Annotated in this window: 11 protein-coding genes and 1 pseudogene; 11 read left to right on the top strand and 1 reads right to left on the bottom strand. The window is 70.6% G+C overall.

The features are described from left to right. Nucleotides 1-14: 14 nt before the first annotated feature. Nucleotides 15-590, bottom strand: a complete 576-nt coding sequence (locus ACFC79_RS26955; protein WP_376244869.1) for a TerD family protein — start codon at nucleotides 588-590, stop codon at nucleotides 15-17. A gap of 983 nt (nucleotides 591-1,573) precedes the next feature. On the opposite strand from ACFC79_RS26955, the gene ACFC79_RS26960 reads away from it, so the two are divergent. From ACFC79_RS26960 to ACFC79_RS27010, 11 genes and pseudogenes are all read left to right on the top strand, one after another. Then, nucleotides 1,574-2,506, top strand: a complete 933-nt coding sequence (locus tag ACFC79_RS26960; RefSeq protein WP_376244872.1) for an ArsR/SmtB family transcription factor — start codon at nucleotides 1,574-1,576, stop codon at nucleotides 2,504-2,506. Nucleotides 2,507-2,626: 120 nt separating this feature from the next. After that, nucleotides 2,627-2,746, top strand: a pseudogene (locus ACFC79_RS26965) (chloramphenicol phosphotransferase); the annotation flags it as partial. 711 nt (nucleotides 2,747-3,457) lie between these two features. After that, a complete protein-coding gene (locus tag ACFC79_RS26970) occupies nucleotides 3,458-4,522 on the top strand; it encodes a phytanoyl-CoA dioxygenase family protein (protein ID WP_376244875.1) in 1,065 nt (354 codons plus the stop codon). Beyond that, on the top strand, nucleotides 4,504-5,856 hold the full coding sequence (locus ACFC79_RS26975; RefSeq protein WP_376244878.1) for a DUF6271 family protein: 1,353 nt from the start codon (nucleotides 4,504-4,506) through the stop codon (nucleotides 5,854-5,856). Before ACFC79_RS26970 ends, ACFC79_RS26975 begins: the two co-directional genes overlap by 19 nt. After that, complete coding sequence (locus tag ACFC79_RS26980) at nucleotides 5,847-7,016, top strand: type III PLP-dependent enzyme (RefSeq protein ID WP_376244881.1); 1,170 nt, start codon at nucleotides 5,847-5,849, stop codon at nucleotides 7,014-7,016. The genes ACFC79_RS26975 and ACFC79_RS26980 overlap by 10 nt, the downstream gene beginning before the upstream one ends. 13 nt (nucleotides 7,017-7,029) lie before the next feature. Next, nucleotides 7,030-7,587, top strand: coding sequence for a GNAT family N-acetyltransferase (locus tag ACFC79_RS26985; RefSeq protein ID WP_376244883.1), 558 nt, complete (start codon nucleotides 7,030-7,032; stop codon nucleotides 7,585-7,587). A 6-nt stretch (nucleotides 7,588-7,593) separates the two neighbouring features. Then, complete coding sequence (locus ACFC79_RS26990; protein WP_376244886.1) at nucleotides 7,594-8,778, top strand: MFS transporter; 1,185 nt, start codon at nucleotides 7,594-7,596, stop codon at nucleotides 8,776-8,778. 286 nt (nucleotides 8,779-9,064) lie between these two features. Continuing rightward, nucleotides 9,065-10,951, top strand: a complete 1,887-nt coding sequence (locus ACFC79_RS26995) for a DUF4157 domain-containing protein (RefSeq protein ID WP_376244889.1) — start codon at nucleotides 9,065-9,067, stop codon at nucleotides 10,949-10,951. 301 nt (nucleotides 10,952-11,252) lie between these two features. Then, a complete protein-coding gene (locus ACFC79_RS27000) occupies nucleotides 11,253-11,978 on the top strand; it encodes a 4'-phosphopantetheinyl transferase (protein WP_376244892.1) in 726 nt (241 codons plus the stop codon). An 82-nt stretch (nucleotides 11,979-12,060) separates the two neighbouring features. Then, entirely contained in the window at nucleotides 12,061-13,197 is a 1,137-nt protein-coding gene (locus tag ACFC79_RS27005) for a P1 family peptidase (RefSeq protein ID WP_376244895.1), read from the top strand. A 112-nt stretch (nucleotides 13,198-13,309) separates the two neighbouring features. After that, complete coding sequence (locus ACFC79_RS27010) at nucleotides 13,310-13,876, top strand: hypothetical protein (protein WP_376244897.1); 567 nt, start codon at nucleotides 13,310-13,312, stop codon at nucleotides 13,874-13,876. Nucleotides 13,877-13,892 lie beyond the last annotated feature (16 nt).

The following is a 13,892-nucleotide window of genomic DNA, read 5'->3' on the forward strand; positions in this document are numbered from 1 at the left end:
TGGTCGGAACGCGGTCAGAGGTTGACGCCGAAGTCCGCGACGATGCCGCTCAGGCCGGAGGCGTACCCCTGGCCGACGGCACGGAACTTCCAGTCGGCGCCGTTGCGGTACAGCTCGCCGAAGACCATCGCGGTCTCGGTGGACGCGTCCTCGCTCAGGTCGTAGCGGGCGATCTCGGCGCCACCTGCCTGGTTGACCACCCGGATGTACGCGTTGCGGACCTGGCCGAAACTCTGGCCCCGGCCCTCCGCCTCATGGATCGACACCGGGAACACGATCTTGGCGACCTCCGCGGGTACGGCGGCGAGATCGACCTTGACCGTCTCGTCGTCCCCCTCGCCCTCGCCGGTGAGGTTGTCACCGGTGTGCTCGACCGAACCGTCCGGGCTCCGGAGGTTGTTGTAGAAGACGAAGTGACTGTTGGAGAGCACCTTTCCGGCCGCGTCGCACAGCAGGGCGCTGGCGTCCAGGTCGTAGTCCGCGCCGGTGGTCGTACGGACGTCCCAGCCCAGACCCACCAGCACCGCGGTCAGCCCGGGGGCCTCCTTGGTCAGCGAGACGTTTCCACCCTTGGCGAGGCTCACACCCACAGCGATTCTCCTTCTTCCCGTTTCCCGCTGAACGCGGCGGTTCTCTCCGCGTGCGTCGGTTCTTTCCGAGCACGGCGTCTTCCCGAGCACGACACCGGACGGTGACTGCCCGCACGCACTGCGGCACCAGCTGAAATCTACAGCACTGTAGAGGTTGTGGTGGGGGGCGTGGCGGTGCGGCGGTGGGTGGAATGGAGGGGCGGGCGGTCGTCCTGCGCGCTTTTGCCGGGGTGTTGTTCGTTGTTTCCGTGGGTGCGTGCGGCGGTGGGGGCGGGTGTGGCGACCGCGGCTTCGGTGACTTTCATGGGTGTGTACGCGCGCACTCCTGCCCGTGCGTGCGCCCGTGCCCGTACATGTGCCCGCGCCCGTGCGTGCGTCTGCGCTCGCGTACGCGTCTGCGCCCGTGCGTGCGGGTGCGCGTACATGGGTGTGGTGGGCGTCGGCCCGCCATGGTGCGGGTGTGCGCGTCCCCGTGGGGGACTGTGCGGTGCTGTCGCGGTCCCTGGCGTCGCGACGAGGTGAACGGTTGATGAATGACCGTCACATCAGGGCGGCAGCAAGGGAGTTGATCCGCATGGAGAGGCGGATTCCGTGTTCCGGCGATGCTTCACCGGCGTGAACCTAACAGGCGTTGCGGCATCATGTCTAGACCAAATTGTGTCACCTGCGCTCCCGTGTGGAAGCGGGGAGTGGTTGGAGTGTGACCTGGGGCACAAGATCCTTGACAGTTGCCGAGGGGTGTCGAAAGCTCGTTCATCATTGGTCTGGACCACGATGAATGGGCGGGGTTCATGTTCGAGCCGTCACGCGTGTCCGCCGCGGGTCTGTCGCCTTCGCCAGGTGAACCACGGCCCGAAACGCACGTGCCACTGAGCAGCGGCGCCGCGTCGACCTGCTCGTTCAGAGGGGCGGGGGGTGATGGCGGACCCGTTCCGCCCCGGCCCGGTGCCGTCGCGGCCGTGCGTGGTGGCCCGGGGATGCTGATGGACCGACAGCCCGCGGATGTCCGCCTCGCGTTGAGCGAACTGTGGCAGGCGTTCGGCGGCATTGCGCTGCTGGCCCGGTACGGCGCCGACGCCCCGTGGCCGCATGCGTCCTGGGCCCGCGAGGCGCAGGGGGCGCTGACGCCGCGTCTGAGGGCGGTTGTCGAGCTGGCTCGGCCGCGGGGGCGTATTCCCTCGTTTCTGACCGGAGGCATCGGCTCGCGCGGAGTGGGCATCGCCGACGAGATCGACGGCATGAGACGTACACCGGCCGGGCGTGTCCGTGATGAACTCGCCAGGGAGTACCCGCAGGCGTTCGATGCTCCGCTGATCGCGGCGCTCATTCGCGAGCCGGAAGTGCAACTCGACTACTTGGCGGTGGAGTTCACAAACTTCTGGCGGACCGTGATGGAACCGCGCGGGACCGGGCTCGCGCGTTCCCTGGAGGAGGAGATCCTCTTCCGGTCTCGGACGCTCGCCATGAGCGGGGGCGCGGCGCTGCTGCACGAGCTCGGGCTGCCGGGCGCCCGCACGGACGGCGCGGACCGCCTGACCGTGGTGCCGGTGCTGCTTGCGGACGACTCCCACTGGTGGTCGGCCGTCGGCGGTCGCACCGTGGTCTCGTACGCCGCACGCGGCGCGGGCCTCCTGCGCGGCGCCGTGAAGCGGGACAGTGCCGCGCAGCCGCAACGCGGCGACCGGCTGGCCATCCTGCTGGGCAGGGGCCGCGCCTCCGTCGTCCGCGAACTGTCGGCGCCCATCACCACGTCGGCGCTCGCCGACCAGCTGGGGCTCGCCGCGAGCACGGTCTCCCAACACCTGTCGGCCCTGGTGTCCGCCGGTGTGGTGCAACGCCACCGGGCCGGTACCCGGGTCCTGTACGAGCTCAACCGTGAAGGCATGGCGCTCACCGAGTGCTTCATGAATCAGTGACCCCTTCGCGCCGAGGCCCCTCGGCGCTCCGGCCGGGAAGGTTCACCGGGGTGGGGCAGGGGATGCGGCGTTCGCGGAAATCCGCTCCGAGGGTTGCCGATCTGCCTCTGTTGTGGCGCGGTGATGACCGAGGTGATCGTTCTCAACGGTGGTTCCAGCTCGGGAAAGTCCGGGATCGCCCGGTGTCTGCAGGCAGTCCCTGAGGGTGAACTGCCGCAGTGGTCCGGCGCGCACCTCGATGGGATCGATCCACGAGGTGTTGGCCGGGGGTGACACAACTCGACCTCGAAGATCAGGATTGGCAGGCTCATGCCATTGAAGTCGAGGCGGAGAACGGTCCCGGTCTGCGCGGGAGTTGCTCCGATGACCCAACCAGGCGTGCAACCAAGGCGATTCGGCGCACACCGAAAGGGTTGTCCGGTGTGGTGCGGTCGACAAGAGTCGGGGCGGGAACCGCTCGACCGGAGGACCGCAACGCCGTGTGCAAGACACTTGGAATCGTCAACTTCCTGAGACCCGCAAACGTCGCGGGCGTCCCGGGCGCTTTGCCGACCTGACGGTCGTCGGAACCGGGCCGTGACAGCGGGGACCGTGATGACACCGCCGTCCTCGTCCCTCCGCTGGTGACAACGCCCTCGGCGGCACCGCGCTCCGGGAGGCGGCCCGCGGCCCCGTCGCCGCCGTGCCACCGGCTCACGGCGCACAACACCCGCCCCGTATGCCGTGGCACCGGCCACCCCCGACTTCCCTTCCCTCTTCTCCTTCCGCAACCGGACCGGCGCGATCGGCGACGGCCCGGTCCGAGGTCCCGGCGACGGAGCCGGACCGTCGCCACGCCGGTGCCCACCGCGGTGACGTGCCCCGCGCGGGTGCCATCGCGAAGCGGCCGGTCCGACCCGGCCGTCGAGAACACGACGAGCGTCGACGAACTTCGATCCATGGAGTGACTGCATGCCGACTCCTGCCCCCTACCTGCACCGCGCCCCCTCGAACCGCCCGTACTTCAGCGCGGACGGCGAGTCGTACCTGGCGCAGACGCCGCTGCGGGACATCCGCAAGGCGCACGACCTGCGCGTGCTGTCCGAGGAGGACTTCGCCCACTGGCAGACCTACGGCTACGTCGTCGTGAAGCGGGCGATCACCGCCGACGCGGCGAAGCGCCTGCTCGACTTCACCTGGGACTTCCAGGGCCTCGCCCCCGACCGACCCAACGGCTGGTACGAGGACCGGCCGTTCCGCACGGACCTGGACCGCGAACTGCACGTCTACGGCTTCGTCGAGGCGTACCACCACCAGCTGATCTGGGACAGCCGCCGGGCCCGGCGCGTCTACGACGCCTTCGTCGACGTGTGGGACTGCGAGGAGCTGTGGGTCACCCTGGACCGGCTCAACCTCAACCCGCCCAACATCAAGAACCGTGACCGCGCGCTCATCGCCCCCACGGACAAGGGCTTCGACATCGAGCTCCACTGGGACGTCGACACCTCGCTCGCCGTGCTGCCGCAGCGGGTGCAGGGCATCATCGCGCTGAACGACACCCGGCCGGAGCTCGGCGGGTTCCAGTGCTCGCCCGAGCTGTTCCGGCAGTTCGAGCAGTGGAAGGTCGGCCGGCCCGCGGACCGCGACCCGATCCGACCCGACGTGGACCGGGAGGAGTTCCCCGTCGTCCGGCCACAGCTCGAAGCCGGTGACCTGCTGATCTGGAACGGGCTGCTGGCACACGGAGTGGCACGCAACACCTCCGAGGACGGGGTGCGCGCCGTGCAGTACCTCTCGATGATGCCCGCGCTGGAATCGCACGACGAGCTGCGCCGCTCCCGGGTCGAGTCGTGGCGCGACCTGTCCACCCCGGACTGGAACAAGACCCTGGTCGGCGATCTGACGAAGCACGAATCACTCAGGTACGGCCCCGCCGAACTGGACGTTCTCGGCGAGAAGCTGCTGGGACTCAGGTCCTGGCACGGACAGAAATCCGAGCAGTCGACCGGAGACACGGCATGCGCAGAATCTGCCTGACGCTTCCCACCAACAGGGCCTGTGCCGCCACGATTGCGGCAGTGGGGGAGGAAGCGGACTACGCGGCCACGCACTTCGACGTGGAGGTGCACCTGCTGATCCTCGACTCCTCCGGCCCGGAGGTGTTCGCACAGCACGCACGGGTCGTGAAGGAGTCGCACCGGGCCCCCGGCGTGACCGTGCACCACCTCGCGGAGCCGGACCAGCGGAACTTCCTGGAGGAGGTGATCCGGACCTCCGGAACCGGCAAGCCCGACGCGCTCCTCGAACTGATGCTTCCGTCCGGTGTGTCCTACGGAGCCTGCACCAACCGCGCCTTCCTGATCGCCGGTGCGCTCGGCTGCCGGTCCGTGCACCGCAGGGACTCGGACAGCGCCTACCAGATGCTGGACGGCCGGCCGGTCTTCCCCGTCCACCACGAACTCGCCTCGATCGGCCGGACCGCCGCCGACGCGGCGAGCGGCGTGACCGAGACGGTCCTCGGCCCGGAGCACACCGGCAAGCCGGTGGTGATGGTGGGCAGTTCCTTCGTCGGTGAGCTCTCGGTGGACATCGGCGAGATCGCGCGGCTCGACAACGACGTCTACCACGACGTCGTCGGTCTGTGGGCCCCGCGCGCATGGCCCGAGGAACAGAAGCGGGCACTGGTCGAGGAGTCGTTCACGGGGGCCGGCACCGACCCCTTCGTCCGCGACCACTCGACCCTCACCCACGTCGACCCGATGCGCGTGGACATGTGCAACATCGCCTTCCTGGACGAGGTGTACGAGCGGGTGCCGCTGCCGCCCGCGACCGACACCATCGGCAGCGACTACTTCCTCATGCACCTGGTGCACGACGGCACGCTGCCGGGGGTCCTGCACAACCGCAACATCGTCAACTTCTACACGCCAGAACGGCGGACCGACGACGGCTTCATGGCCTACCAGCTGCGGTTCACGAAGTTCTTCCTGTCGATGCTCCACCTCAACTTCCTCTACGACCGCATGGCCGAGGCCGGTGCCTCGCTCCTCGACGACCGGCACCGGGTCCGGCCGGCCGCGGTCGTCGACCTGGTCCGCGAGAGCACCCGGCTGGACCAGGAGGAGAACGTCCACCGACTGGACGTCATCGACCGGTCGTACCGCAAACTCGGCGGCAGGTACGCCGGGTTCGCCGAGTCCCTTGCCCCGCGCGCCGAGCGGCTGCTCGACGAGTCCCGGGCGGACATGGAGGACTTCGCCCTGCTGATCGAGGCATGGGGACCACTCGTGGAGGCGAGCAGAGCCACCGCACTGCACCGGTCGCACCCGCGGACGGACCCGGCCCCGGACGCATCGGCATCATGCGGCTGAACGCACACATGCGGGCCGCGCTCACGGCCGCCACCGAGGACCGGATCGTCTACGACCTCGCCGGAATCGAGGCGCAGTACGACGAGTTGCTGCGGGAACTCCCGGGCGTCTCCGTCCGCTTCGCCATGAAGGCATGCCCCGTGGACGAGGTCCTCGGCCGGCTGGCGGACCGGGGGTCGGGCTTCGACGCGGCGAGCCCCAACGAGATCCGGCAGGCCCTCGCCACCGGCGTCCCGGCCGACCGGATCCACTACGGCAACACCATCAAGTCCGACCAGAACATCGCCGCCGCACACCGGCTCGGCATCCGGGACTTCGCAACCGACAGCCTTCAGGACGTGGCGGCGATCGCGGCCCACGCCCCCGGTGCGCGGGTGTTCTGCCGACTGGCCACCGCCGGGGACGGGGCGCTGTGGGGCCTCAGCCGGAAGTTCGGCTGTTCGGGGGCGGACGTGCTGCTCGTCATGGACGCGGCACGGTCGGCCGGGCTGGTCCCGGCCGGTATGTCCGTGCACGTGGGCTCGCAGCAGATGACGTCCGAGGCGTGGCAGGACACCTTCGACCGTCTCGCCGACGTGATCACGGCCCTCGACCGGCGGGGCATCCGGCTGGACCACATCAATCTCGGCGGCGGACTGCCCGCCCTCGGCTACCTCGACACCCGCGGCCGTCCGCTGGACCCCCCGGTGGACAAGATCTTCGTCGTGATCCGTGAGGGCATGCAGCACCTCGGCGACGTCTCCGGATCCCCACTGGAGTTCCTCGTCGAACCCGGACGCCATCTGGTCGCCGACCACGGGGCGATCAGGGCGCACGTGGCACGGCTCTCGTCCCGGGAACAGCTCGACGGCACACGGGAGCACTGGCTCTACCTGAGCTGCGGGAAGTTCAACGGCCTTTACGAGATGGACCAGTTGCAGTACCGGCTGGAGTTTCCCACCCACACCGGGGACGACCATGTCCCCGCCGTCGTCGCCGGACCCACCTGCGACAGCGACGACGCCTACGCCCACGAACACAACCGCGTCCCCGTACCCGGGACCGTCGCGTCGGGAGATCCCGTCTGGATCCTCTCCTGCGGCGCCTACGCCACCGGATACATGACGCAGGGGTTCAACGGCTTCGCTCCGCTTCCGTACACCTGGACACAGGGAGAGTAGAGGAATCACCACCGTGCACATACGACACATCTCCGAGGGCGACTGGGACGGCATCGCGGCACTGGAGGCCGACGTCCACGGCCCGCTCGGACTGTCGGAGGGGCGGGCCGCGCTGCGGTCCAGGGCCCATGCCTCTCCCGGTACCTGCTTCGTGCTCGACGGCGGACGGCGCACGGTGGGGTACCTGCTCGCCCTGCCGTACCCGATGTACGCGTTCCCGGACCTGGACCGCGAGGAGGACGTCGTCTTCCACTCGCGGAACCTGCACCTGCACGACCTCGTCGTCGCCGCGGAATTCCGCGGCAGGGGGCTGGCGAAGAAGCTGCTGCACCACGTCACGGCAACGGCCGCCGCGAAGGGCTACGACGGAATCTCCCTGATCGCCGTGTCGGGCAGCGACACCTTCTGGGCGGCCAACGGCTACCGCGCCCACCCCGACGTCACACCTCCGCCGAGCTACGGCACGGACGCGGTGTACATGTCCCGGACGGTGCCCGGCGAGCGCACCCGGACGACGAACCCCGCCGACGAGCCGTCGCTCGGGGCACCCCTGCAAGACGAAGTGGGCTGATCTCATATGCTGGGCGTACGTGACCCGTTCCACCGGGCGCAATTGGCCATCGCGGCGCTGTTCTGCTTTCTCGGGTTCCAGTACGCCACCTGGGCGTCGAGGCTCCCCGCTCTCAAGACGGACCTCGGCCTCTCGGAAGCGGAACTGGGTCTGCTGCTGATGGCCTGCGGCGCGGGCGCGGCGGCGTCGTTCCCCCTGGTGACGGTGCTGATGAAACGACTCGGTTCGCGACGCCTCGCGTTCCTGTCGGCGGTCTGCCTGAGCCTGCTGCTGCTCGCGCTCGCCGCGGCACCGAACTATCCGGTCGCACTCGCGGTCGTCTGCTGCGACGGCGTCGCCGTCGGCTGCCTGAACGTCGCGATGAACGCGCAGGGGGCGACGCTCGAAGCCACCCACCGGCGGACCGCCATGTCCCGGCTGCACGCGACCTTCAGCGCCGGCTCCCTGTTCGCCGCACTGCTCGCGTCCGGGATGAACACGGTGACCACGTCCGTGGCCGCGCACTTCGCGGTGGCCGCCGCGATCCTGTTGCTGCTGGTCGTCCTCACCCGCTCGGGCCTCCTGACGGAGGAGCGGGCGGGCGAGGCGGCCGAGAGCACCGAGAAGAGCCCGCGCTCGTGGTCCATGCCGTCCCGCGTGACGTTGTGGATGGGCTGCGCGATGGTGTTCGGCACGGTGACCGAGGGCGCCATGAACGACTGGTCCGCGCTGTACATGAAGGACGTCGTCGACGCGTCGCCGCAACTGGCGCCCATGGGCATCGCGGTGGTCTCGGTCATGATGGTGCTGGCCCGTCTCTTCGCCGACGGCTGGCGAAGCCGTTGGGGCGACGGACGCATCGTGAAGGTCGGCAGCGCGGTGGCCGGTGCCGGGCTGGCGCTCGCTCTGCTGACCGGAGGCGTGGTGCCCGCGCTGATCGGATTCGCCTGTGTCGGCCTGGGCGTCGCCGCGGTCACGCCGTGCGTCTACGTGGCGGCGGCCGGGCAGGGCACCCAGGCGTTGGCCCTGGTCGCCGCGATGGGGACGACGGGCCTGCTGGCGGGCCCGGCGCTGATCGGTTTCATCGCGAGCGCCAGCAGCCTGGTGTGGGGGATGGGCGCCGTCGCGGCCTGTGCGCTCCTCGTGTCGCTGTGCGCCACCCGGATCAGCTGGCCGGGGGCCGCCGCGGAACCCGAGCCCAGCACCACCTGAGCGCGTGGAACGAAGCGGAGTGCCCCGGACACCGCCCTTCGCAGCACTCCGCCCCGCTGGATGGAGACCGGGGCGGAACCGGCCGACAGCGTCCCACCGGGTGCGCCCCTCTCCCCACCACGTCCGGGATCGCGCGGCGGCGGCGCGCGGGCCGGTGTTCTCGTACCCGCCGGTGCGCCGCGCTCTGCCCGCTGGGCCGGTGCGTGCTGTCCTCGGGTACCTGGCGGCATGCTCCATGGCCGTGTACACAGGGGGAGTTGGTGTACTCGCACCGGAAGAGGCGGCCTTGCGCAAGCACGAGAATGTCAGGACGAGTTCGGCCGACGTCCCGGTCCGCGGGCCGGCCACCGGACCGAAGGGGCCCGGCGGGCGGCTCCGCGCCCTGCAGGGCGAGGTCGGCAACGCGGTCGTGGTCCAGATGCTCCGCCGGGCCGGGCATCCCGAGGCCGGGGCGGACGGACCGCACGGCGGAGACGACCCCCGCCCGTCCGCCGTGCAGCGTTCCGCTGTCCACGCCGTCCTGCGGTCCGAAGGCCGCCCACTGGACGAGGCCACCCGCACCGACATGGAGTCCCGGCTCGGCGCCGACTTCTCCGATGTGCGCATCCACACGGACGCCGCCGCCAGGGCGTCGGCCGCCGAGGTGGGTGCCCGCGCCTACACCTCCGGCAGCCATGTCGTCATCGGTGACGGAGGGGGCGACCGGCACACCCTGGCCCACGAGCTGACCCATGTCATCCAGCAGCGGCAGGGCCCTGTCCTGGGCACCGACAACGGTGCGGGACTGAGCGTCTCGGACCCGTCGGACCGCTTCGAGCGGGAAGCGGAGGCCAACGCGAGGCGGGTACTCGGCGGCCCGGCGCCGGTCCGGCGGCTCCGGGACAGGGACACACCGGTGCCCGGCGGGGCAGGCCCGGACACACCCGTGCAACGCACGAGTGACACCGAGATGGCGAGCCAGTCCAGCAGCGGTTCCGCGATGGACGTCGACCATCCGTCCACGGCCGACGCGGGCCACCGCGCGGCGGTGGCCAAGGTCCTCTCCGAGCAGAGGGTCGACAACCTGAGCCTCATGGGTAATTTCCTGACGGCGAAGGTGCGGGCCGCACCGATCGCGGGCCGCCTGGAGGGGCGGCCCGTGGGGCTGAGCCAGATCGGCATGGAGAGCCTGAACCGCCTCTACACGGAGGACCCCGGTCCCAAGGAGGACCCCGAATGGCACTGGGACGAGAAGTCCTGGTCGAAGGTCCGGGCGGAGGTCGAGGCGGTACACGCCTACCTGAGCGCGCGTACCCGGCTCGCCGACGGCGGTGGCCTGATGCACTCCAAGAGCGACAAGCAGTGGCTGATGGTGAAGCCCCCGCTGTCCCCCGGCAAGCAGGCGGCCTCCTCGAAGGCGCTCAACGAACTGCCCTTCTACGAGTCACCCGTCCTGAAACCGGCTCCCGGCTCCGCCACACCCGACCAGGTCCTCCTCGGCAACGGCACGGCGATGACACGCGGCGCCACCTACGCCTTCGACTCCCCCGGCGGGACCGCGCACCGCATGATCACCTATGCCAAGGACATGCCCGCCGAGATACCCGATCTCGCCCTGCCGCCCGCATCGGCCACGGCGCCCACCAAGCCACTCGGAGGAGGGCTGATGCCGGTGACGCAGGCCACCAAGACGGCCGGCCCCGTCACGGTCGACCAGAACGTGCTCAGCACCTGGGGCGGCGGCAGGCGCGACGGCCACAGGCCCGACCAGAACGGTGCGATGAAGGGCGTTTCGGCATCCGTGGCCGCCCAGGAGAGCGGCATGGCCGACGGCGACTGGCAGTGGCTGCACCTGATCGCGTTCACGATGGGCGGCCACGACGGCAAACAGCCCAACGCGCCGGAGAACCTGGCGGCCGGGCTCGCCGCCGCCAACGGGCACCACCTCGTCCTGGAGACACTGGTCAAGAAGATGATCCTCCAGGCAGGCATCAGCGAGGTGGAGGTCACGGCGACGGCCACAATGGTGACCGGCAGCTACCACGTCTGTTCGGGGATCGACTACCGGCTGAAGTGGACACAGAACGGGAGGTCCTTCTCGGACGTCTTCAAGGTCAACGCACTCAACCCGAACAAGTCGATGGGCGGCCATCTCGCGCTTCTCGACAAGCAGTACGTGGCGCACCACCCCTGAGGACCGCCCCACGGGCCACCGATGGGCCCGGGCTCCGGTGCGCGTCGGCGGCAGAGAGGTTCCCGGGCCGGGGCGTCACTTCCGGGCACGCCCCCGCGGTGTCCGGGGCACTCCGCAGTGTCGTGGAACGGCCGACGGCGAGGACGCACAACGGGCCGCGGTGGGACGGACGGTGGTCCGTCGGGCCGGTTTCGCCGCCGCCCGGGATTGCCTCTACTGTTCCCGTGTGGAGACCGCCGGGACCGGCATCGGCCGGACGGCGCCGGAACGTCGAGGCAGTACAGCAGGCGAGGGGGAGACCGTGATCGAGAGAATCGTGCCGTCCCAGGTGGTCGTGGAAGAAGCGTTCGCCGATCCGCCGCAGGTCACGATCTTCCCCGAGGAGGAGGAACTGATCCGCAACTCCGTGGAGGTGCGGCGCAAGGAGTTCACCACGGTCCGCCACTGCGCGCGGCGCGCGCTCGGGACGCTCGGCATCGCTCCCGCACCGATCCTCAAGGGCGAACGCGGTGCGCCGATCTGGCCGGAGGAGACGGTCGGCAGCATGACCCACTGCGCGGGCTACCGCGCCGCCGCCGTCGCGCACCGGGCGGACGTCCTCACCATCGGCGTCGACGCCGAACCGCACGCGCCCCTGCCCGACGACGTGCTGGAGGCCATCGCACTCCCGACGGAACAGCGGCGCGAGCGCGAACTGCGCGCCCGGATACCCGGAATCCGGTGGGACCGGCTGCTGTTCAGTGCGAAGGAGAGCGTCTACAAGGCGTGGTTCCCGCTCACCCACCGCTGGCTCGACTTCGAGCAGGCCGACATCGTGCTCCGCCCCGACGGCGAATTCACCGCCGAACTCCTCGTCCCCGACGAGATGCTGTCACCCGCCGCGGCGACCGCACCGGCCGTCCCGGCAAGCGCGTCCGGTCGGCCGCTCGCGCCGTCGGCGGTGTCCCCGGTGGTCCCCAGGATTCTCCGCGGACGCTGGCTGGTCGCGGACGGCCTGCTGGCGACCTCGATCGTCATCGTGAACTGACCCCACCACCCCTGCGGACGGGGTCCGTTGCGACCTGCCGATCCGCTCCCTCCTGCTCCCCGGGTCGTTAGTCTCTGATCGCATGAACGCAGATCACACGAACGAAGACCGCATGCGCGCACGGGAGGCGGGCATCCCCCTGGTGGGGGAGCCGGGCCCGTGGAACGCCATCACGGACGTGCCGGGCGTCGAGGTCGGCTACGTCACCCTCGTCGAGGGCGACGACGTGCGCACCGGCGTGACCGCCCTCCTGCCACGTGGCCGGGACGGGGTCGGCACGCCCTGCGCGGCCGGGTGGCATTCGTTCAACGGCAACGGCGAGATGACCGGAACGGCGTGGATCGAGGAGAGCGGGTCGCTCGCCGTGCCCGTGGTCATCACCAACACCTACGCGGTCGGCCCGGTGCACCGGGGGGTCGTCGAGTGGGTGCGCGCCAACCGCCGGGACATGGCCCCCGAGTGGCTGCTGCCGGTGGTGACCGAGACCTGGGACGGCCACCTCAACGACATCCACGGTTCGGCGGTGCGGTCCGCACACGCGGGGGCCGCGATCGACGCGGCGGTCTCCGGCCCGGTCGAGGAGGGGTGCGTCGGCGGCGGGACCGGCATGCGCTGCTACGGCTTCAAGGGGGGCTCGGGGACCGCGTCGCGAGTGGTCCGGTACGGGGAGGACCGTTACACCGTCGGCGCCTTCGTGCAGGCCAATTTCGGCGCGCGGCGCGAACTCGTGGTGGCCGGCGTGCCGGTGGGGCGCGAACTGCCCGACCCGGTCGCGGCGCCGGTCCCCGGACCCGCGGACGACGCGGAGCGTCCGGTGCCGCCGGGTGCGGGCTCGGTGATCGTGGTGGTGGCGACCGACGCGCCGTTGCTGCCGGGGCAGTGCAAGGCGCTGGCCCGTCGTGTGACGCTCGGCCTGGCCCGCACCGGGACCACCGGCAGCCACTTCTCCGGAGACCTGTTCCTGGCCTTCTCGACCGCCAATCCGTCCGCGTTGACCAGCAACTTTCCCGCGGACGACGGCAGCGCGCCCTACGAGTCGATGCGGTTCGTGCCGTGGGGGCGGATGGACCCGTTCTACACCGCGGTCGTCGAGTCGGTGGAGGAGGCGGTGCTCAACGTGCTCACCGGCGCGCATTCCATGACCGGGCGGGCCGGACACCACGTACCGGCACTCCCGCTGGACCGGGTCACGGAACTGCTGGCGGGCCGGGCGGAGTGACGCGCGACGCCGGGCCCGGCCCGGCGTCCGTCCGGGGGAGGCACCGGCGCAGAGGGGCGCGCGGCGCGGCGGTCGCTGGTCACGTACAGGTTCGTCGGCCATACTGCCCGCCGTGGAGCAGCGCATAGATCCGAACACCCAGCCCGGGTACGCCGCGGGGACAGACCCGGCGTACATTCCCGGCCTCACGGCCCCCGTCACCGCCGTGGAGCCCGCATCGAGCCCGGACACGCACGACCGGGAACGGACGGAGGAGCCGGCCCCCGCCACGGTGGCCGTCGACGACGCCCCCGCACCGTCCACCACCGACGGCGCGGCCGCGGACGACGGCGACACCGGGGACGGCACCGCGACGGCGGACGACGAGAGGAAGGAGACGGAGGACCGCCCGGCGCAGGACGGCCCGGTGTTCGAGGTGAGCGACCGGCGAGGGTCGATCACCGTGAATCACGAGGGCGTCCGGTTCCGGCTGGACGACCAGGAGGCCGAATTCGACTGGCACGAGATCGGGGCGGTCGAGGTGAAGACCCCGCGGTTCGGCCGCAGGTTCACCGTCACGGTCCACATGTCGACCCGCCGGTGGTTCAACGCCGAGGTCGAGGCACCGGCCAGGAGCGACCTGAAGCAGTGGGCGGAGGAACTCGACGCGGTCCTCGACGCCTACTTCGAGGAGTCCTGAGACGACTGCGCCGTCC

It is taken from the genome of Streptomyces sp. NPDC056061 (genome assembly GCF_042266885.1).
Taxonomy (GTDB): Bacteria; Actinomycetota; Actinomycetes; order Streptomycetales; family Streptomycetaceae; genus Streptomyces.

What these genes read in the sequence shown, in the direction of transcription:
- ACFC79_RS26975 (WP_376244878.1), top strand. Translation starts at nt 4,504, where the DNA reads ATGCGCAGAATCTGCCTGACGCTTCCCACCAACAGGGCCTGTGCCGCC.
- ACFC79_RS26960 (WP_376244872.1), top strand. Translation starts at nt 1,574, where the DNA reads ATGGACCGACAGCCCGCGGATGTCCGCCTCGCGTTGAGCGAACTGTGG.
- ACFC79_RS26980 (WP_376244881.1), top strand. Translation starts at nt 5,847, where the DNA reads ATGCGGCTGAACGCACACATGCGGGCCGCGCTCACGGCCGCCACCGAG.
- ACFC79_RS27005 (WP_376244895.1), top strand. Translation starts at nt 12,061, where the DNA reads ATGAACGCAGATCACACGAACGAAGACCGCATGCGCGCACGGGAGGCG.
- ACFC79_RS26970 (WP_376244875.1), top strand. Translation starts at nt 3,458, where the DNA reads ATGCCGACTCCTGCCCCCTACCTGCACCGCGCCCCCTCGAACCGCCCG.
- ACFC79_RS26990 (WP_376244886.1), top strand. Translation starts at nt 7,594, where the DNA reads ATGCTGGGCGTACGTGACCCGTTCCACCGGGCGCAATTGGCCATCGCG.